The 21,638-nt window shown below is 41.3% G+C and carries 18 protein-coding genes; 7 read left to right on the forward strand and 11 right to left on the reverse strand.

Translation table 11 applies throughout. The annotated features are described in order from the left end of the window. Position 1: 1 nt before the first annotated feature. The gene (locus GPM24_RS07885) at positions 2-898 is read left to right on the forward strand and encodes a bifunctional 5,10-methylenetetrahydrofolate dehydrogenase/5,10-methenyltetrahydrofolate cyclohydrolase (RefSeq protein ID WP_158826221.1); all 897 of its coding nucleotides are present in this window, start codon (positions 2-4) and stop codon (positions 896-898) included. Positions 899-999: 101 nt separating this feature from the next. Here the strand turns inward: GPM24_RS07885 and GPM24_RS07890 are convergent, their stop codons facing one another. Then, complete coding sequence (locus GPM24_RS07890; RefSeq protein ID WP_158826222.1) at positions 1,000-1,338, reverse strand: Rieske (2Fe-2S) protein; 339 nt, start codon at positions 1,336-1,338, stop codon at positions 1,000-1,002. Further along, positions 1,338-2,102 (reverse strand): hypothetical protein, encoded by a 765-nt coding sequence (locus GPM24_RS07895; protein ID WP_158826223.1) that lies wholly within the window; start codon positions 2,100-2,102, stop codon positions 1,338-1,340. The genes GPM24_RS07890 and GPM24_RS07895 overlap by 1 nt, the downstream gene beginning before the upstream one ends. A gap of 100 nt (positions 2,103-2,202) precedes the next feature. Here GPM24_RS07895 and GPM24_RS07900 point away from each other — a divergent pair, with 100 nt between their 5' ends. After that, positions 2,203-2,826 (forward strand): 7-carboxy-7-deazaguanine synthase QueE, encoded by a 624-nt coding sequence (locus GPM24_RS07900; protein ID WP_158826224.1) that lies wholly within the window; start codon positions 2,203-2,205, stop codon positions 2,824-2,826. A 35-nt stretch (positions 2,827-2,861) separates the two neighbouring features. Beyond that, a complete protein-coding gene (locus GPM24_RS07905; protein ID WP_158826225.1) occupies positions 2,862-4,760 on the forward strand; it encodes an OmpA family protein in 1,899 nt (632 codons plus the stop codon). 85 nt (positions 4,761-4,845) lie between these two features. Here the strand turns inward: GPM24_RS07905 and recQ are convergent, their stop codons facing one another. Continuing rightward, positions 4,846-7,038: a DNA helicase RecQ gene (gene recQ / locus GPM24_RS07910; protein WP_158827299.1), complete on the reverse strand. Its 2,193-nt coding sequence runs from the start codon at positions 7,036-7,038 to the stop codon at positions 4,846-4,848. Between the two features lie 247 nt (positions 7,039-7,285). Here recQ and GPM24_RS07915 point away from each other — a divergent pair, with 247 nt between their 5' ends. Next, positions 7,286-8,371, forward strand: a complete 1,086-nt coding sequence (locus GPM24_RS07915; protein ID WP_158826226.1) for a mannose-1-phosphate guanylyltransferase — start codon at positions 7,286-7,288, stop codon at positions 8,369-8,371. Positions 8,372-8,475: 104 nt separating this feature from the next. On the opposite strand, the gene rlmB is transcribed toward GPM24_RS07915, so the two are convergent. After that, entirely contained in the window at positions 8,476-9,234 is a 759-nt protein-coding gene (rlmB, locus tag GPM24_RS07920) for a 23S rRNA (guanosine(2251)-2'-O)-methyltransferase RlmB (RefSeq protein ID WP_158826227.1), read from the reverse strand. A 190-nt stretch (positions 9,235-9,424) separates the two neighbouring features. On the opposite strand from rlmB, the gene dnaB reads away from it, so the two are divergent. Continuing rightward, the gene (gene dnaB, locus GPM24_RS07925; protein WP_158826228.1) at positions 9,425-10,978 is read left to right on the forward strand and encodes a replicative DNA helicase; all 1,554 of its coding nucleotides are present in this window, start codon (positions 9,425-9,427) and stop codon (positions 10,976-10,978) included. Positions 10,979-10,982: 4 nt separating this feature from the next. Here dnaB and chrA read toward each other — a convergent pair whose 3' ends face one another. Together chrA and GPM24_RS07935 are read right to left on the reverse strand one after the other, a co-directional pair. After that, entirely contained in the window at positions 10,983-12,182 is a 1,200-nt protein-coding gene (chrA, locus tag GPM24_RS07930) for a chromate efflux transporter (RefSeq protein ID WP_158826229.1), read from the reverse strand. A gap of 26 nt (positions 12,183-12,208) precedes the next feature. Beyond that, complete coding sequence (locus tag GPM24_RS07935; RefSeq protein WP_158827300.1) at positions 12,209-12,553, reverse strand: tetratricopeptide repeat protein; 345 nt, start codon at positions 12,551-12,553, stop codon at positions 12,209-12,211. A gap of 294 nt (positions 12,554-12,847) precedes the next feature. Between GPM24_RS07935 and GPM24_RS07940 the strand changes: the two genes are divergently transcribed. Both GPM24_RS07940 and GPM24_RS07945 read left to right on the forward strand, forming a co-directional pair. Next, a complete protein-coding gene (locus tag GPM24_RS07940; RefSeq protein WP_158826230.1) occupies positions 12,848-13,447 on the forward strand; it encodes a bifunctional nuclease family protein in 600 nt (199 codons plus the stop codon). A gap of 196 nt (positions 13,448-13,643) precedes the next feature. Continuing rightward, positions 13,644-14,903, forward strand: coding sequence for a nucleoside permease (locus GPM24_RS07945; RefSeq protein ID WP_158826231.1), 1,260 nt, complete (start codon positions 13,644-13,646; stop codon positions 14,901-14,903). A 77-nt stretch (positions 14,904-14,980) separates the two neighbouring features. Here the strand turns inward: GPM24_RS07945 and GPM24_RS07950 are convergent, their stop codons facing one another. From GPM24_RS07950 to GPM24_RS07970, 5 genes are all read right to left on the reverse strand, one after another. Beyond that, the gene (locus GPM24_RS07950) at positions 14,981-16,147 is read right to left on the reverse strand and encodes a zinc-dependent alcohol dehydrogenase (RefSeq protein ID WP_158826232.1); all 1,167 of its coding nucleotides are present in this window, start codon (positions 16,145-16,147) and stop codon (positions 14,981-14,983) included. 157 nt (positions 16,148-16,304) lie between these two features. After that, on the reverse strand, positions 16,305-16,898 hold the full coding sequence (locus GPM24_RS07955; RefSeq protein WP_158826233.1) for a porin family protein: 594 nt from the start codon (positions 16,896-16,898) through the stop codon (positions 16,305-16,307). Positions 16,899-16,986: 88 nt separating this feature from the next. Next, positions 16,987-18,333 carry a TolC family protein gene (locus GPM24_RS07960; RefSeq protein ID WP_158826234.1) on the reverse strand — a complete coding sequence of 449 codons (1,347 nt, stop codon included), beginning with the start codon at positions 18,331-18,333 and terminating at the stop codon, positions 16,987-16,989. A gap of 5 nt (positions 18,334-18,338) precedes the next feature. Beyond that, positions 18,339-19,016, reverse strand: a complete 678-nt coding sequence (locus GPM24_RS07965; protein ID WP_158826235.1) for an ABC transporter ATP-binding protein — start codon at positions 19,014-19,016, stop codon at positions 18,339-18,341. A 229-nt stretch (positions 19,017-19,245) separates the two neighbouring features. Next, positions 19,246-21,618 carry an ABC transporter permease gene (locus GPM24_RS07970; protein ID WP_158826236.1) on the reverse strand — a complete coding sequence of 791 codons (2,373 nt, stop codon included), beginning with the start codon at positions 21,616-21,618 and terminating at the stop codon, positions 19,246-19,248. Between the last annotated feature and the right edge of the window lie 20 nt (positions 21,619-21,638).

A 21,638-nucleotide genomic window follows, 5' to 3' on the forward strand; every position in this document is an offset into this window, starting at 1 on the left:
TATGCAACTACTTGACGGAAAGTACGTATCCGAAAAATTAAAAGTTGAAATAGCCGAAGAAGCGGCAGAATACTTGGCACAAACAGGCCGCAAGCCACACCTGGTTGCCGTATTGGTTGGCCATGATGGCGGTAGCGAAACTTATGTAGCCAGCAAAATGCGCAACTGCGAAAAAGTAGGTTTTAAATCGAGCTTAGTAAGGTACGAAGATGATGTAACGGAAGAAGAGTTGTTGATTAAAGTAGCCGAGTTGAACCGTGATCCGGACATTGACGGCATCATTGTACAACTTCCCTTACCCAAACATATAGATCCTGAAAAAGTAACTGAAAAGATAGATCACCGTAAGGATGTGGATGGCTTCCATCCTATCAACCTGGGCCGCATGCAGCGCAATCTGCCATCATTCATTCCGGCTACGCCTTATGGCATTACTCTGATGTTGAAAGAATATGGGATAGATACCGCCGGGAAGCATTGTGTGGTAGTAGGCCGAAGCAATATTGTTGGCTCGCCAATGAGTATTTTAATGGCACGCAACACCCAACCGGGCAATTGCACGGTTACTATTTGCCATAGCCGCACACCGGATATTAAAAAATTTACGTTAGATGCAGACATCCTGATTGTAGCTATCGGCAAGAAGAATTTTATTACAGCCGATATGGTGAAGGAAGGGGCGGTTATAGTTGACGTAGGTATGAACCGCGAAACATCTACCCTAACCAAATCTGGTTATAAATTGTATGGCGACGTAGATTTTGATAGCGTAGCGCCTAAATCGTCATGGATTACACCTGTACCGGGTGGGGTTGGATTGATGACGATTATTGGTTTGTTAAAGAACACTTTAGCTTCTGCCAATCGCCAGATTTATCCTGATCTTGAAACAATATAATACTATTATAGAATTTTATAAAAAAGCCATTGCTTTTAAGCAATGGCTTTTTTACTATTCGTGATTTGACAAGGGTATAATCAATACTTAATATTGTTCACTCATTTAAACGCTTGACTGACCCGCTCCCAAAACGACAAAACTTCTACATATATTCCATCGGTACGTACCTTGGTTTTGTACGTGTTCACATAATCGTTTTGCCCGGTACTGCCCTTGCCTGTTTGCAAATAATAACTGTATCGGTGATAGGGGCAAATTAATTTACCTTGCTCACACCAGCCTTGCGTTAAATCGGCACCGGCATGGGGGCACTTACTGGATAGTGCATACAAATTACCATTCTCTTTAACCAGGCAAATAGTTTGCGATCCTGCTTTTACTTTTTGGATGTAAGAAGCTTTGCTGTCATCTAAAATATCTACTTTAAACCAGGCCATTAAAAATCAACTTTCAAATTCATCACCATTGGGTTCCGCATAATCTCATCCATATTCGTCTGCAACGTTACCTGACGACGATCTGCCGAGAGTACAGCTTTGGGATTGTCCAGCTTTTTAACCGGCTTGGCAAACTTCAATACCAGCTTATAAGGCGTTTCAATGAGCATGGCGCGGGCCATGGCAAAGGTAGCCTGCGTTTTTTTCAGAAATTGATTAAACTTTGTTTTGTCAATAATGCGGTAAAATTTGTGTGGCGTAATTTGATAATTGTAACAATCCTGCCCGGCAATTAACTGCTGCACATCAACTCCCTTAAAACCTTTGTCTTCTTTACCGGATGTATTTAAATGATTGTCGGCGGCCAGCTTAGATAAGCGCTGCAAATAGAACTCCAAGTCGGCCGCAGTTTTAGATTCATGGCTAATACTTACTTTCATTTGCCTTTTCTTCAAGTTCATCAGGATAGACAAATTACTTGCTTTAGCAATCTCCGCTTCGGATGATGTCATTTTGGCCTGAGTACTATCTGGAAGGGCGCTGTAATAATTCATGGAGGTGTCCTTTACTATTGCAAACTGCGGCGTGGCCGTAACCGAATCAGACATCAGGTTCATTAGTACTGATACCGCATGACTCATATCAAAGTTATAAGTTACATTGCAAGAGCCGTTTGCTTTGAAGGTGTATTGCTCTACCACATCTACACAAGATGAGCAGCATACACATATGCCGAGTATAATCAAAAAGTAAACTTTTTTCATAGCCCTCATTTGCAGGTAATTATACGAATAAATTATTGGTTAATGAAGCTTTTAAAATGATTTTAGGAACTACGGATTATGTATATTTGCCGATTAATTTATGGCACATATAATACCGGATGACGGCACAAAGCTTCCGTTAATGGAAGAGTTTTACACAATACAAGGTGAAGGTTACAACAGCGGCAAAGCAGCTTACTTTATTAGGCTGGGCGGCTGCGATGTAGGCTGCCATTGGTGTGATGTGAAAGAAAGCTGGGATGCAGAACTTCATGCGCTCACATCTGCCGATTTAATTGTAGAAAATGCCAACCGCTACCCCGCCAAAAATGTTGTGGTAACCGGTGGAGAACCGCTTATCTATAATTTAGAGTATTTAACCACTCAGCTGCATCAAAACGGTATTAAAACTTTTATAGAAACGTCCGGCGCCTATCCCCTTTCGGGCCAGTGGGACTGGATTTGCTTGTCGCCTAAAAAGTTTAAGGCACCTATGCCAGATGTATCGGCATTTGCGCATGAATTGAAAGTAATTGTGTTCAACAAATCTGATTTTGCCTGGGCCGAGGAGCACGCCAAACGGGTTTCGCCCGAGTGCAAATTGTTTTTGCAGCCTGAATGGTCAAAATCCAAAGAAATGATGCCGTTAATTGTGGATTATGTAATGAACAATCCTAAATGGGAGATGTCTTTACAAACCCACAAGTACATGAACATTCCATAAACATTATAGCTTAGCCTTACGTATACTGTTTACAAATGAGGCGTTGTGTAGTTTTGATTTTGATGCTGGCAACAGCTGCTGTTTATGGACAAAACAAACCATATGCAACGAAAAGCAGTGCGGCAATTACCTACTATCAAAAAGCTAATGCAGGTATAGACCGCCACGATCACATGGCGGCTGTAGACATGCTAACCAAGGCTATTGACGCTGATTCTAATTTTACGGAGGCCCACGCCCAACTGGCCGATCTGTTAAAACTGCAACTACAATATAAAGAAGCGCTTGAACATTATCGAAAGGTTATTGAGCTAAACCCGGAATTCAGTCGTGCTGTTTATTTAAAAATTGGGGAGACAGAGATTAACGTTGCCGATTACAAACAAGCGCAAGTACATCTCGAAAAATATATCACTTATCCTAATATTACTACCGAGAACAGATTCTACGCCCGTAAACTAATTGATGATTGTAACTTTGCTGTAAACGCTTTACAACATCCGGTACCTTTTAAACCGGTTAATTTAGGGGCATCCATCAATACTGCAAATGACGAATATCTACCGGTATCTACAGCGGATGAAGCCACGCTGATTTTTACCCGGAAGATAAATAACAACGAAGATTTTTATAAAAGCCAAAAGCTCGATAATAAGTGGACGAACGCCGTTTACCTGAGTAAGCAAATTAATACCGCCGAGTACAACGAAGGTGCCCAATCGATATCGCAAGACGGTAAGTATTTGTTTTTTACCGGATGCAACCGCCCCGATGGCCGTGGACGCTGTGATATTTACGTTTCGCAAAAAAAGGGCGACGACTGGAGTAAGCCGTTTAATTTAAGCACACCGGTTAACAGTTCGGGGTGGGAATCACAGCCATCTATCAGTGCCGATGGCCATACTTTATATTTTGTAAGTAACCGGCCGGGTGGCTATGGTGGATATGATATATGGAAATGCCAGGTAAGTGAAAAAGGCTGGTCGCAGCCAGAAAACCTGGGCCCAAATGTTAATACGCCTTACGATGAGCAGTCACCGTATATACATCCCGATGATAGTACACTTTACTTTTGTTCAAACGGCTGGCCTGGCATGGGTAATAAGGACTTATTTGTAAGCCGCCTAGACGCAAATGGCAAATGGCAAAAACCAGAAAATATGGGTTATCCCATCAACTCCAGCGGTGACGAAAACGGCATGACTATCTCTGCTAACGGCAGCTATGCTTTTTTTGCCTCCAACACATTAAATGGTTTTGGTGGCTTTGATATTTATACTTTTGAATTGCCACAGGCAGCACGTCCACATACGGTCATTTATGTAAAAGGTAGTGTAAAGGATGCAGCTTCCAAACAGCCTCTGGAAGCAAGTGTAGAAATTACAGATTTGGAAAACAACCGATCAGTTTACCAAAACTACAGCACGCCGCAAAACGGCGATTTTTTAGCAACTTTGCCAGTAGGTAAAATTTATGGCCTTACCATTTCTAAAAACGGTTATATATTTTATTCAGAGAACTTTTCATTAAAAGGCAGTCAACCGCAAAAGGATTACCAAATCAGCGTTAGCCTCGACCCGATAGAGATAGGAAAAAGGGCCGTGTTAAAGAATATCTTCTTTGACACTAATCAATTTGATTTAAAACCGGAATCGCAATCGGCCCTACAAAAGCTGAGCGAATTTTTGTCACTGAATTCGACTGTACGTATCGAAATTTCGGGGCATACGGATAATGCAGGTAACGATAAAATAAATCAAACACTATCCGAAAATCGGGCAAAAGCCGTATATCAGTATCTTACTGCTCATGGTGTAAATCCACTTAAGCTTGTATATAAAGGCTATGGTAAACTACAGCCTATTGCTCCTAACACCACTGCCGAGGGCCGTAGTTTAAATCGTCGTACAGAATTCAAGGTCATTAGTAAATAGCATTTCTTTTGCAAGGGGGTGGTATAAACAAAAAAAGGAACCAGTTGCAATTCCTTTTTTTTGCTTATGGCATCATGTAGACATATTAGTTTCCTAACTCCGACATGAATTTGATACGCATCAACTGCACTTCTTCCCGGGTATAATCATTTACACCCAAATCCACCAGTGCATCATCTATGGAATCAACTTCAGCCGAACGGAAGTAATCATAAACTTCGTCTTGCTTGTCTTCGTCTATCACCTCATCTATGTAATAGTTAAGGTTTAGTTTGGTACCAGAGTTTACTATGGATTCAATCTCGCGAAGTATCTCTTCGTAAGTTAATCCTTTTGAAGCCGCAATATCTTCTAAATCTAAATGGCGATCGATATTCTGAATGATGTAAACTTTTAATGCTGATTTGTTGGCAGCACTTTTAATCACTAGATCTACAGGGCGATCAATATCATTATCTTCAACGTACTTTTTGATAAGTTCGATGAACGGTCCGCCAAATTTAGCAGCCTTACCGGCACCAACACCTGATATCTGTTTCAGCTCATCGGTGCTAACCGGGTAGTGCGTACACATTTCTTCTAACGATGGATCCTGAAAGATAACGAACGGTGGCAGGTTTTTTTGCTTAGCAATCTTTTTGCGCAGATCTTTAAGCATTTGCAGCAACTGCGTATCCAGTGCGCCGCCACCTGTTTTAGGCCCATCTTCACCATCCTCATCATCACCCGCCTCTATAGGCGTATTCATCACAAATCGAAGACTGTAAGGGTTTTCTATAAAATTGTGGCCTTTTTGCGTTACATGCAACAAGCCGTAATTATCGATATCTTTTGAAAGGAAATTGTCCAGCAGGGCCTGACGAATCAATGATTTCCACAGATTTTCGCCGTCTTCTTTTCCCGAGCCGAACACATCCATCAAATGATGCTCGTAATGATGAACGTTCGGGTTATCCTGCCCCATCAATACGCTGATGATGTGGTGGTCATCAAACTTTTCGCCTAATAATTTGATAAGGCTTAATACGCGGTGCAACTGCGCTTCGCCATCAAAGAACTGACGTTGTGAAGCGCAGTTATCGCACATACAGTTGCAATCGGCAGCATCGTAATCCTCACCAAAATAATGAAGAATTTGTTTACGGCGACATGCAGACGACTCGGCATAATCAATAACCTCTTTCAATATCTGTGTACCTATTTCGCGTTCCGAAACAGGTTTATCTTTCATGAACTTTTGCAGCTTATCTACGTCCTTTTCAGAGTAGAATGCCACGCAGATACCTTCTCCGCCGTCACGACCGGCACGACCAGTTTCCTGATAGTAACCTTCCATGCTTTTCGGCACATCGTGGTGGATAACGTATCTAACATCCGGTTTATCTATACCCATACCGAAGGCTATCGTTGCTACAATAACTTCAGCATCTTCCATCAAAAACTTATCCTGCGTATCGGCGCGTACTTTGGCATCTAAACCTGCATGATAAGGCAAAGCTTTGATGCCGTTTAAGTTAAGCGCCCCTGCTACTTCTTCAACCTTTTTGCGGCTTAAGCAATATACAATGCCCGATTTGCCCTGATGTTGCTTAATAAATTTAATAATTTCTTTTAGTACATTGCGTTTAGCACGAACCTCGTAATACAGGTTTGAACGGTTGAACGATGATTTAAAAACCGTTGCATTGTTCATCTGCAGGTTTTTTTGGATATCGTGCTGTACTTTTGGAGTAGCAGTTGCCGTTAAAGCAATAATAGGAATATTTTCGCCCAGGTTGCTAATCACCTGGCGTATTTTACGATACTCCGGACGGAAATCATGTCCCCATTCCGAGATACAATGCGCTTCATCAACCGCCACAAACGAAAGCTTGTTCAGGCGTAAAAAATCTATATTATCTTGTTTAGTTAAAGATTCGGGCGCTACATATAATAGTTTGGTTTTGCCACTCAGCACATCATCTTTCACCTTAATGGTTTCGGCCTTGGTTAAAGAAGAGTTAAGGAAGTGAGCAACGCTGTCAGAATTACAAAAAGCTCTTAACTGATCAACCTGATTTTTCATCAGGGCTATAAGGGGAGAAATGACGATAGCGGTTCCTTCGGTCATTAAGGCGGGCAACTGGTAGCACATGGATTTGCCGCCACCGGTTGGCATGATTACAAACGTGTCTTTACCGGCTAATATATTAGTAATAATCGCCTCTTGTTCGCCCTTAAAATTATCAAATCCGAAAAAATTTTGCAGGTTATCAAAGAGCGATTTTTTTATTTCAATCATTTTCTTTTAAGGGACTTGGGTATTTCTGAATAAAGGTTCAAAATAACAAAATTTTTCGTAAAACCGGGAAAATGTTAACAAAATATTAGAGTATTATGATTTTTAATGTTATCATCGCGGTTCTCTTTACGTATCGACCTTACAAAGGTTATAACTAAATATAACAAAATATTATTGTTGAACTGTAGCTTTTTTTTTACAAATTTGACCACAGTATCACAAGATATCTTTAGTGCTGTTAACTATGAATAAAAACTATTATGCCATTATAATGGCAGGTGGTATTGGAAGCCGCTTCTGGCCTATAAGCCGTACCTCACATCCTAAACAATTCATTGACATTTTAGGCACGGGTAAAACGCTTATCCAAAATACATACGATCGTTTTTTGAAGATTTGTCCGCCAGAGAATATTTATGTAGTAACTAATGAAAGCTATACAGATATCATCAAGGCCCAGTTGCCTGCCATGACTGATGGGCAGATACTTACTGAACCGGTAATGCGCAACACCGCTCCCTGCGTTGCTTATGGCTGCTTCAAGATTGAGAGTATCAACCCTGACGCGGTGATTGTGGTAGCACCATCTGATCACTTGATTTTGAATGAAGATCGTTTTGTAGATGCCATCAACAAGTCATTAGAAACAGCTCAAAAAAATGAATGCCTGGTAACGTTAGGCATTATGCCGTCACGCCCGGATACCGGCTATGGATATATTCAGTACACTGACCAGGTGCTTGACGGAGAGTTTCATAAAGTAAAAACTTTCACTGAAAAGCCTACATTAGAAATTGCCAAAACCTTTATCCAAAGCGGCGACTTTTTGTGGAATGCAGGCATTTTTGTATGGTCGGCTAAGGCTATCATCGGTGCTTATGATAAGCACCTGCCCGATATGTTCGAGATATTTGCCGAAGCCCGCTCTGTTTACAACAGTGAAAATGAGAAGAGCCATGTTAACGCTGCATATCAACGCTGCACCAACATATCCATCGACTATGGTATTATGGAAAAAGCCGAGAATGTATACGTGTTGCCGTCAGAGTTTGGCTGGTCTGACTTAGGCACATGGGCATCTATTTACCAATTGGCCGAAAAGGATTATGTGGGTAATGCCGTTATACCGTCAGAAAAGGTGATTATGTACGATTCATCTAACTGTATGGTAAACGTACCGGACGAAAAGCTAGTGGTATTGCAAGGTTTGCACGATTTTATTGTGGTAGAGTCAAACAACACCTTGCTTATTTGCCCTCGCGACCAGGAACAAAATGTAAAACAGGTAGTTGCTGACGTAAAGCAAAAGTTCGGCGTAAAATATATTTAAGCCCTTGCCCCTAACGGGGAAATTGAATAGAGCCAAGCACTAAGAAAACCAAACTTTTGATCGAGTCTTGTTTCTTAGTTCTTGGCTCTTGTTTCTGGTTTATTTTATTGCCGCTGCCTTACAGCCTCATATAGAATAATCCCGGCAGATACAGAAACGTTCAGCGATTCTATTTCGCCATGCATCGGTATCTTAGCCAGATGATCGGCCGTACGGATTAGTTCGTTACGAATACCGTCTTCTTCCGATCCCATTACAATAGCGGTAGGTAATGTATAATCAGGTTTGTATATATATTCCTGTGTTTTTTCGGTACAACAAACCACCTGCAAACCCGATTCCTGTAAAAAGCGAACAGTTTGAACGAAATTTTCGTGCCGACAAACCGGTATCTTGTACAACGCCCCAGCCGAGGTTTTTATAGCGTCTGCATTAATTTGAGCTGATCCTTTAGCTGGTATTACTATTGCGTGCACACCGGAACATTCGGCCGTGCGGGCTATGGCACCCATATTGCGTACGTCGGTAATACTATCCAATACCAATATTAATGGTACCTCACCTTTTTCAAAAATTTCGGGAATTATGTTTTCAACCCTTTGGTATATGATTGGCGATATTACCGCAACAGCGCCTTGATGGTTTTTAGGCGTCATCCGGTTAAGCTTTTCAACCGGCACATATTGCGGAACGATGTGATACTCGTTAGTAATAGTCTTTAATTCCTGATACAAGCCCCCCGTTAATCCGCGCTGTATGTAAAGTGACTCGATCTCTTTACCCGATGCTATAGCCTCAATAATAGCGCGTATCCCGAAAACAAATTGGTTATTATCCCTTCTGGGTTTAAAGTTGCCTGACATATCTTGAATTAAGGCAGCAAAAGTAAGTATATTTATTTACCTTGTAACATATGATGCCAGTATTCAAAAAATGCCGCGGTTAAGGCGTAAAAATACAAAATCACCTCATTATCAGGATCATAAGTTATCCACAAGAATGTGGATGACTTTTTAACACAGCTAGAAGCCTTTTTGCATATTTTTGTTGAGTATGATTTTCGAGAACAGTAACAGAGCGAACAGTGACCGGAGGGTTAAAAACTTTGCCAATACGGTAAGTACTTTAGGCAAATTACCACCTCAGGCCCGTGATTTGGAGGAGGCCGTTTTAGGCGCTTTGATGCTGGAGCGCGACGCCCTATCAGCCGTAATTGACGTATTAAAACCCGAGGTGTTTTACGTGGAAAGCCACCAGAAAATTTTCTTGGCTATCCGTACATTATTTGAAAGCACTTCGCCGGTAGATATCCTGACGGTGACGGCCCAGTTGCGTAAGCAAGGTGAGTTGGAGATGGTTGGCGGCGCTTATTATATTACGCAGCTTACCGAGCGGGTGGCTTCTGCAGCTAACATCGAGTATCATGCGCGTATTGTAATTCAAAAATTCATTCAGCGTGAGCTGATTCGTATATCTACAGATGTAATTACCAGCGCATACGAAGACACGAGTGACGTATTGGAAATGCTGGACCGAGCTGAGAAAAACCTTTTTGAGATTGCCCAAAACAACCTTCGCCGCGACTCGCGCAAGATGGATGACATCGTAAAAGAATCATTAGCCGAGATTGAAAAGCTGCGTGATAAAACAGATGGACTAACCGGAGTTGGTTCGGGCTTTACAGAGCTTGACCGTATGACATCGGGCTGGCAGAAATCAGATTTGGTGATTATTGCTGCCCGTCCGGCAATGGGTAAAACCGCTTTCGTATTAAGCTGTGCACGTAATGCCGCTGTTGATTTTGAAAAGCCGGTTGTTATCTTCTCGCTCGAGATGTCGTCGGTTCAGTTGGTTAATCGTCTGATATCTGGTGAGGCCGAAATTGAACAGGAAAAAATACGGAAAGGTAAAATGGAAGAGTGGGAATGGCAACAACTTCACTCCAAAATTGGTCGCTTAGAGCAGGCGCCTATCATCATTGACGATACCCCTGGTTTGAATATCTTTGAATTCCGTGCTAAATGCCGCCGTTTAAAATCGCAATACGATATCCAGATGATCATCATCGACTACTTGCAGCTGATGTCTGGTAAAACAGATGGTAAGGGTGGTAATCGTGAGCAGGAAATTGGTGCCATATCCCGTTCATTAAAAACAGTGGCCAAAGAATTAAACGTGCCGGTAATTGCACTGTCGCAGTTAAGCCGTGCGGTTGAAAATCGTCCGGGTGGATCCAAAAAGCCCATGTTGTCCGACTTACGTGAATCCGGCTCCATTGAGCAGGATGCCGACATGGTGTTGTTCCTGTACCGTCCGGAATACTATGGTTTAGAATACGATGAAGATAACAACCCAACGAAGGGCGTGGGCGAGATTATTATTGCCAAGCACCGTAATGGTGAAACCGGTACCGTGCGCTTGAAATTTGTTGGTAAATATGTAAAATTTGCCGATTTGGAACAAAGCATGGAATACATGCCACCACCAACAGGTGGTGCAAGTGCTTTCAGCGGGCTTTCTCCTTCGCAAGGTTTCGAAAGCAATCCGGGCAACATCATCATCCGGCCATCTAGAATGGACGATATGGATGATGAGCCGCCATTTTAAAACATTAAAATATTAACCCCAACACAACGCCGATTAAAATAACAATCGGCGTTTTTAGTTTGGTAAAACACATGAGCGAAAAGGCCCCTGCCATAACCGCATAAGCAAGCCAGTTTGTGCCAAAAGGTTTAACGAGCAATATAAGCGCCGTAACCATAAAGCCTACTGCTACGGCATTGATACCGCTGAGTGAGTTTTTAATACGGGTTATCTTCTTTAAATCCTCCCAAAACGGCACAATGAACAAAATGAGGATGAGCCCCGGTAAATTAATACCAATCACCGCTACCACACCACCGATAATTTGTCCGCCTAAACTATAGCCCTTGTTACTTAAAGTAATAGCGCCTACAAATGACGTGAAAGAAAATGTCGGTCCCGGCAACGCTTGCTGCAAAGCATAACCCGACAGAAATTCGGAGTTAGATAAATAGTGCTTTAGTTCAACAAACTCAGTGTACATCAGTGGTACCAATACCTGCCCTCCGCCAAATATCAAAATACCGTTGCGGTAAAAATTCTCAAACAATCGTACCGGTAAACTAAATGGCGATGTACGGTTGATGATGGCACCCAACGCAGCAAAGAACAGTAAGATCCCGAGAAAGTAACCCACCTTTTTTGGATTTACGTTCGAAAACAATTTCACGCGAAGTTCATCCTCTTTAGGCTGCGTTTCCAACGCAGATGAAATGATACCGCCCAATAATATCAATAACGGGAAGGCATACGGATTTTGCAAGATTAGCGTGGCAACCAATGACCCCACTGCCAGCATTTTGCTTACCTGGGTTTTTAAAAACTTTTGGCCGAAGCTAAAGGCAGCATAAGCTACAATACCAACAGCTGTAGGCTGTAAAAAACGCAAAACCTCATCTACCCTACCGCTTGTGGCAAACGCTTTGTAAAAGATTGCCGCCAGGCACATAACTGTTGCCGAGGGCAGTATCCATATCAAAAACGTAATAATAGCCAGTTTTAAGCCACCTACCTTCCAGGCTATACCCACAAGCGTTTGTGTAGATGACGGACCAGGTAATACTTGCGACAAAGCGTTCAACTCCATCAACTCCTCTTCGGTAATATAGCCGCGCTTTTCCACAAATTCACGCAGCAAAATTGCTACGTGCGCCTGCGGACCACCAAATGTGGTAAAGGCATACACCAGCACATCGCGTAGAAATAAAAGGCGCCGTTGAGTCAAAAGTTGCAATTTAAAATTACCTCGATTTAGTAATCATCATCGTCATCATCAAACAAGCCCGAAGCTTGGTTATAAGCCGACTGCAGCTCAGAATAGGCATGGTTATCACGCTTTTCGCGGGTAATTTGCATACCTTTTTGGTAAGTAGCTATAGCGTCGTCTTTACGGTTTAACACTTCATACAATTTACCCAGATGATAATATGTACCGGTGTAGCCAGGATATTCTGTTACCAACTTTTCATAGTAATGCAAAGCTTTGTCGGTTTCGTTTAGCTTTAGATATTCTGTAGCCAGCGCGTATAGTAAAAATTGGTCGTTAGGTTCGTTTTCTAAAAACTCAAGTAATTTTTGTAACCGGTTCACCTGCATTTTCAACTGTGTGTTTTTTAATTAATTTTGTGCTGCTTGTTTAAGCAGACAATTCGTTTGCGTACAAAGGTACTGTTTGTAAGTATTCATACCTATAAACCGTTATTTATATAGCAAACGCCTTGTGCAATTTACAAGCATAAACTTATATACTTATGGTGCAACAAACATAAGTTTACCGGGTTTATTGTTAAATTAGATAAAACTATCCGATACAAAAAGATGTATCATAACCGGTTGCGGCACAAATAATGCTTGCAATAAAATATAAGGTAAGCTGTGATGGGTAATAACATGAAAAAAATAAAACTCGATATTGTTGGATTGTCTTACAGTCAAACACAATCGGGTGCCTATGCTTTGGTTTTGGGTGAAGTTAGTGGCCGACGCCGGCTGCCTATTATCATTGGCAGTTTTGAAGCGCAGGCCATTGCCATTGAAATTGAAAAAATGACACCCAGCCGCCCGCTTACCCATGATTTGTTCAAAAGCTTTGCCCACGCCTATCATATCACCATCCAGGAGGTTATTATCTATAATCTGGTTGACGGTATTTTTTACTCGAAACTCATTTGCTCGGACGGTAAAAAGAATGTAGAGATTGACGCTCGCACGTCTGACGCTATTGCGATGGCCGTTAGGTTTGACTGCCCGATTTACACGCACGAATTTATCCTATCCACCGCTGGTATTGTGATTGAGGGCAACGATTTCGTATATCTGGAAAACATTGGTGAAGCTGTCGAGGAGAAAAACGTTGCTGCTGGTGCAACCAATTATGCTTCGTTAAGCGAAGAAGAACTGCGAACCAAGTTGCAGGAAGCTCTTAGCGAAGAAGCTTATGAAAAAGCAGCTAAAATCCGTGACGAACTGACTAAACGTAAATCTTCCTAATAATCACGTGCTTAAAGCGTTGATACTTTAAGCACGTTCTGTCAACGTTAATGCATATATCATTTGGTTTGCTAAAGGCCTTGAATATATTCTCTTTTCTACGAATGTATTAATCCAGTTTCTGGTTTCGCAATATTTCGTTACTTTCCGTCTTTAATTTAACATTGATTAATTTTATTTCAAACTTGGGTGCAGTATGAATATTAAGTTTCGCTTAATAGTGATGAACTTTTTGCAATTTTTTATCTGGGGAGCATGGCTGCTCACTATTGCAACATATTGGTTTCAGAATAAGCATTGGTCTGGCGCGCAGTTTGGCGCTATCTTCTCTACCATGGGTATCTCGGCTATCTTTATGCCTGCACTCACTGGTATCTTGTCTGACCGCTTTATTAATGCCGAAAAACTTTATGGCATTATGCACATTTTAGGCTCATTGGTATTATTTAGCTTACCACTGGTTACCAATCCATCTACATTTTTTTGGGTGATGTTGTTGAACATGCTGTTTTACATGCCCACCTTATCGCTATCCATTACCGTTGCTTATTCTGCCTTGAAACAAAGCAATCTTGATGTAGTGAAAGATTATCCCCCTATCCGCATTTGGGGAACCATCGGTTTTATTGCAGCGTTATGGACAGTGAGTTTAACCCATAACGAAACCTCGGCCAATCAATTCTACATTGCATCAGCAGTAGCTTTAGGATTAGGAATTTATGCTTTTACCTTGCCTAAATCACCTCCGTTATTAAGTAAGAATGATAATAAATCATTGGCCGACCGCTTTGGTTTAAACGCATTTGCATTGTTTAAAGAGCCAAAGTTTGCCATTTTCTTTGTTTTTTCAATGCTATTAGGTGCGGCTTTACAGCTTACCAATGCTTATGGTGATACGTTTTTACATGACTTTGCCACGGTAGATAAATACAAAGATTCGATAGCAGTAGAGTATCCGGCCATCATCATGTCTATCTCTCAGATATCAGAGACGTTATTCATTTTGGCAATCCCATTCTTTTTGCGCAAGTTCGGCATTAAGTATGTGATGTTGTTCAGCATGCTGGCCTGGGTATTGCGTTTCGGACTATTTGCTTTTGGCGATCCGGCCGGTGGCTTGTGGATGATTGTTTTATCATGCATTGTTTATGGTATGGCATTCGACTTCTTTAATATATCAGGCTCCCTGTTTGTTGAAACGCAAACCACACCTGCCATTCGCGGTAGTGCACAAGGTTTGTTTATGATGATGGTAAACGGCTTTGGCGCTTTATTCGGCAGCTTTACCAGCGGTATTTTAATTGACAAATTTTTTACGCTTTCAAACAACACTAAAGACTGGCATCACATCTGGCTTTGCTTTGCCGCTTATGCTTTAGTTATTGCAGTTATCTTTCCATTTGTGTTCAGATATAAACACAACGCAGCGTTAGAAAATGCTTATAAGCACGCTTAATTAGGCTTACATACGTTATCATACAAAAAAGGCTGCTCAGTTTAAGAGCAGCCTTTTTTGTTTAAATGCAGAGATGTTTACAATTCATGCGGTTTTAAAACCACTTTCACGCAATCATCCTGTTTGTTTTTGAAGATATCAAAAGCATGCGCCACATCGCTTAATGGCAGCCTGTGAGAAATAATATCATCCAATACTACTTTTTCTTGCTTAATTAATTCAATCAGATGATCAATATAATTTAACACCGGTGCCTGACCTTGTTTAATAGTAATACCTTTATCAAACATACGATGCACCGGGAAATTATCGAATGGCGTGCCGTACACCCCTACAATAGTAACCGTACCACCCCGGCGTACAGCTTTAAAGCAGTTTTCAATTACTTTAGATGTACCTTTTTCGAAATTAACTGTTGCCTTAACCTTTTCTAAAAAATTGCGTTCGGCTTCAAAACCCACAGCATCCACACATACGTCGGCACCGCGGCCGCCGGTCATTTCACGGATGGCCTCAATCGGGTCAACCTCATGCGGGTTGATGGTTTCTACTTTATTTACTTCTTTGGCACGTTTTAACCGGTACGGAAGCGGATCGATAGCAATAACGCGACTAGCGCCGTTTATCCAGGCGGCTTTTTGAGCCATCAAACCCACCGGACCGGAACCAAATATGGCTACTACTTCCCCACCTTTCATCTGCGCCCAATCAATGGCTGACCATCCAGTTGGGAAAATATCAGTCAGGAACAGCACCTGCTCATCGGTCATGTTATCGGGCACAATACGCGGACTAATATCGGCATAAGGCACACGTACATACTCGGCTTGTCCGCCAGAGTAACCACCGTACAAATCGGTATAACCAAATAAGGCACCACCTTTATTATCCATCAAATCGCCTTCCGGACCGTAATGCTCGTGATTGGAGTTTTCACAATGCGGCGATGCGCCATGAGTACAGAAAAAACAATGACCGCAAGCTATCGGGAATGGTACTACTACCCGATCACCACGTTTCAAATTTCTTACCGAAGGACCAACCTCTTCAACTATGCCCATAAATTCATGGCCCATAATTAAGTCTTTGGTTTGCGGTATACCACCGTCGTAAATATGTAAATCAGATCCGCAAATAGCTGTAGAAGTTACCTTTAAGATAACATCATTGGCTTCTTCAATTTTTGGATCTTCAACGGTATCGTAACTGATATCGCCAGGTTTGTGAAAAACTGCTGCTTTCATAATAGATCTTAACTTTTAGTTTATTTTATAAGCAAATACTAAAATTCAACAAAACCAATGAATGTTAGTTTGAAATAATATTGTTCATAATTAAGCCATTACAAAAAAGCCCTGCATAGTTACCTATGCAGGGCTTTGATAAATAGCAGCTGCTATTTTATAGAGAAAACAGACGATAACCTAACGTTAGGTTAAACATGTTGATGCGAGTTTCGTCGCCCTGACTATTGCTCACTTTGTTTAAACCTAATTCATATCGCAAATCAAGTGATAAACGCTGAATGTCTAAGCCGGCACCGAACTGCCAGGCATAATTCTGGTCTTTTGCATTAAGCCTTGTTGCATTGCCAAAAGCATCTCCAACACTTTGATCTTTATTTACAGCAAAAGACAGAACCGGGCCGGTATTTAAACGACCGGCAATGCCTACAGCACCAATGCGTGTGCCTATTAATAAAGGCACGTCAATACTTGTAAATTTGGCACGATTGGTTTGACCGTTGTTGGTAATATCTACATTTTTGCTGGTCAAGTATATCTCGGGCTGAAAGTTAAACCCGGCAGCACCTACCCTAGCCCAAAAGCCTGCTAGATATCCTGCACGACTCTTACTGCTTAGTGTATTATTGGTAGAGAAATTCGACAAATTGAAGCCTGCTTTTGCCCCAAACTGAAAGCTTGGTATTAGCTGCGCCGACGCTGAACCAGCCGTTAATAAACTTAGTGCAATGAGGTAAATAATTTTTTTCATAGTAATAAAGTGTTGAATGTTAACAAAGCTGAAAAGGTTTTGTGCTGAACAAAACAGCTTATCAAGTTGTAAAGTAAATCAAACATCTTTATAAAGACAAATGCCCCTGGTAATAGTCAAGAATTTTGGTACGGATGTAATAATCGTACCGGGCATTGATAAGATTTGTGCGGGCGTTATCCATGTATCGTTTAGATACCAGGAATTCGACAGAGTTTAACACGCCAGCATTAAACCTTACCTCGGCTGTGCGGAATGATTCTGCAAAGGCAGCCACCTGATCGTTCAAAATTTGGTAGCGATCGTAAGCTGCCGTCATATTTACGAATGCTTGCTCAATGCTTTGCTTTAACTGGATTTTAGTGTTTTCGTCGGTAAACTTGGCATCCAAGTAGTCAATTTTGGCTAAGGACACCTTGTTGCGGTTTTGAAAGGCTGTTAAGATTGGGATGGTTAAACCTATGGACGCAAAGCGGCTGTAGTTATTTTTCAATTGGCTGAAATAAGCTTGCGTATTACCACTGCTATTAAGCGAAGTGCTTGAATAATTAGTTGTAACGCCGCTTGATAAAGATATCGCTGGAAATAACGATCCCCTAGCTGCTTTAACCCCTTTTACGGAACTTCGCAAACGCAATTCTGCAGCTTTAACAAGAGCCAGGTTATTTAACGATTGCTGGTAAACATCGTTAGACGAGGCTGTATATTGGCCGGGAAGATCATTTACTGACAAACGCTGCAACTTAGTTTCTTTGTTAAAAGTTACATTCATGATTTGCAACAAATTCAATTTGGAGGCATAGGCGGCGTTCTTTGCGTCAATGACAGCCAACTGATCATTAGCCAACTGACCTTTTAAATCAAAGTACTGTGCAGGTGGTACGCTGCCGGCGTTTTGTAAAATAGATAATCGCTCCACCTGTTTTTGAGAAACAGCCACCTGATTATTAGCTTGAGTCAAAACATCCTCATTACTTAATACTTGTAAATACGTAGTAATTACATTTAGAGTAATCTGATCTTTAGCTTGCTGAAAATCCATTTTGCCGGCTTCATAGGCTAGTGCATACTGCCTTATGGCGTTTTGTACGTTTAGTCCGTTAAACAGCAAAAGCTCGCCGTTCACATTGTATTGAGCGTAGGTAATTTGCCGGTTTACATAGTTATACGTGGTAGGATCCTGGCTTCGGCCGTTACTAATAGTATGTGCTATATTGCTATTGAACGCCGGTAACAGAAGTGCACGCTGTTGTTGCCAGTATACGCGGCTACGCTCCATATCCAGCTCACTGCGTTTAACGGTTAAGTTGTTGCGTATAGCTATGTCAATACATTGTTGCAGACTATATACCGAATCAGCTGCAGACTGGCCATATACTTTGGTGCCCGTTATAATGGCAATCAATACAAATAGTGTATAAATGTGACGTATCATCGGTTTCAAACGTTAGTAGAAGAAGCAATTGCACCATCCAGCAGTTCAATAATGCGCGAACCATACTGGGCATTTTTTTCGGAGTGCGTTACCTGGATGATGGTCACACCATCTTCTTGGTTCAGCTTGCGGAATAAGTCCATAATTTCCTCGCCTTGCTTAGAATTTAAGTTGCCGGTAGGTTCATCGGCCAACAATAGCTTAGGTTTGGCAATCAATGCACGGGCTATACCAACCAATTGTTGCTGTCCGCCTGATAGTTGTGAAGGAAATAAGTCTTTTTTACCAACGATATTAAACCGATCCAATACATCGGCTACTAAAGCTTTACGTTCGCTGCCTTTTACATTTTGATAAATCAGCGGCGTTTCTATATTTTCATATACGGTTAGCTCATCAATTAGATGATAAGCCTGAAACACAAACCCAATATTTTGCTTGTACAACGCCGACCGCTGTTTTTCTTTTAGCTGATGTACCGGCTCGCCCACAAAGTAGTGGTAACCTTCATTGGGTTCATCCAACATACCAATTATATTAAGTAAGGTAGATTTACCTGAGCCAGACGGCCCCATAATGGAGATGAATTCGCCTTTGTCGACGTCAAGGTCAATCCGGTTTAAAACATAAACCTTGCTGCCCCCGTTTTGATAGTATTTGGATATTTGCTTTAATGATAGCATGATGTATGAAAGGAGTTGAAATGTATTAAGTATAACTCTTATGTATTAGCTTAAACATAAGCAATTTTGTACCAAACAATTAAAAAGCTGATTCACAATTGCTTATATGCAAACTTATAAAGTTTACATGTACGCTTGTGCAACAAGGATGTGCGGTTACGATACAATTAGTTTGAAACAAAAAAGCCCAATGCTAAACAGCATCGGGCTAGTTATTAATTTACAAAAACTATTCACTCCTCAAACTCTTAACCGGGTTAGCCATTGCAGCCTTAACAGATTGCAGGCTTACTGTAATTAGCGCAATTAAGATAGCGGTGCATCCTGCTAAAGCATATACCCACCAAGATATATGAATGCGATAAACAAAATTTTGCAGCCATTGGTGCATTGCCCACAAGGATATGGGCACTGCAATAAGCACGGCTATTATTACCATTTGTAAGAGTTCTGTAGATAGCATTACACCAATGCGGGCAACTGATGCGCCTAGAACCTTACGAATACCAATCTCTTTTGTACGTTGTAAAGTAATGAGGGACACTAAGCCTAGTAGCCCTAATGAACTAATAATAATAGCCACCGTTGCTGCAATGCCGATTAATTTTTGCTGCAATATCTCTTTTTTGTACAGCATTGCAATCTGCTCATCAACAAACTGATAGGCAAAAACTTGATCAGGAAAAACACGTTGATAAATATTCTTCAACTGATCAATATTTTGTGCATTGTGCTTGTCCGAAAGCTTAATAGCTAAATTAGTTTGAGCAAATTTATCTTCCAACAACACAGACGGCTCAATAGGTTCGAGTAGAGAGCGAACGTTGAAGTCTTTCACAATACCTACTATAACTCCTTTACCATCACCAGCCACCAGATTTTTATTGACGACATCTGATGGATTTTTGGGGCTTAACCGGATAGCCATGGTTTCATTTACCAAAAATTCGGGTACAGCCTGCTCACTTCGGATATTGCGGCCAGCTACCACTTTTATACCAAATGTTTTGCAATACGCAGAATCGCCTATGGCATAACGTGCCGGCCAGTCTTGCCAGCGGCCATTGTACATTACTGTAGAACCGCGCATGCTCTCGCTGGCAGGCGAACGGTGGCAATAACTGAATGATTGTACATCGGGCATATTCCGCAAGCTTTGGTTCAACTGCTCTTTTTGAGAGGCGCTTGTTTCGCCTAAGGGTATCGTCATCACAAAATCTCGGTTAAATCCTTTATCAGTATTCCTCAAAAACTGCACTTGCTTAACAATTACGATTGTTCCTACAATGAGCGCCTGTGCTACTACATTTTGTATGACAACCAAAATTTTGCGATTTGTACCAGCCGAAAGATTCCACACATTATTTTTGATAGCCTTAAAAATGCTCATTCTACTCAATAGCAAAGCAGGATAAATGCCGGTGCCTATAGTAATAAGAAACAGCGCCTGCAAACAGAAAAGGTAAAAATTTTTGTAAGAAACGATATGCAAAGGCTGATCGGTAAATAAAGTTTGGTTTAACTGCGGTATAGTTAACCAAACCAACACCACCGCGATGATTACAGCAAGGAAAGCCGTTAGAAAAGATTCGGCCATAAACTGCATAAACAATTGAAATGTCGAACCTCCCAAAACTTTACGTGTGCCAATCTCAACACTTCGCCGCGCCTGCTGTGCAATGGTCATATTAACGTAGTTGATACCAGCAATTAAGATGATAAGCGTGCCAATGGCAGCCAACGTATACAAGAGCGACTTTTGCACAGTGCCGCCGTAACGAGTATCAAAATGCATCTCTTTTAACGGCAACAACTTAAACGTGTAGTACTTATTGGCATCGGCTCCCAGCCTCTTGGATATCATTCTTTTTAATTGTGACTCAACAGCCTTTTGCTGATTGGTGCTATTTAACACCACGAACGAATTGTGCACCGACATGATGTACCCCCAATCGGTAAAATAATTATTTTCTACCTTCGGGTTTACGTTTTTAAACGTAGATAGAGAAAGATAAATATCAGAATTCAGGTCAGTATTATAAGGCTCGTCAGCTATCAAACCAACAACTTTAATTTGTTGATGATTAATGCTGAAAACCTTTCCAACCGGACTTTCCTTACCAAAATACTTACAAGCCTGCCTTTGAGTTAAAACGGCGGTATTCGGTTCATCTAAGCCGGCGGCACTTCCAATCACCCATTGGTAGCTGAACGTTTTAAACCAATCGGCATCTGTAAAAGTGACGGTCTTGTCTTCTTTAAAACGCTTGTTGCTGTTACCCTCTATATTCACCACAAAACTTTGCTTGCTGATGGAAATTGCTGCTTTTTGCACCTGCGGAAAGTCTTTTTGCAATGCACGCAGCATAGCTATAGATGAGCCTTTTTCGTACTCCGTTTTGTCGAGATGCAGTACATTTACCAGCCGGTATATCTTATTAGCGTTAGCATGGTAAGTATCAAAACTATTATGGTAAGTGATATACAAGTAAATCAGCATAAAGCAGGCTACACCCAAAGCCAAGCCTGCGATGTTTAAGGCTGAGTAAAATTTACGCTTAACTAAGCTGCGCCAAGCAATTTTAAAATAGTTTTTCAGCATGTAGACGATAATTAAAATTC

The sequence above is a fragment of the Mucilaginibacter lacusdianchii genome (assembly GCF_009770985.1).
Taxonomy (GTDB): domain Bacteria; phylum Bacteroidota; class Bacteroidia; order Sphingobacteriales; family Sphingobacteriaceae; genus Mucilaginibacter; species Mucilaginibacter lacusdianchii.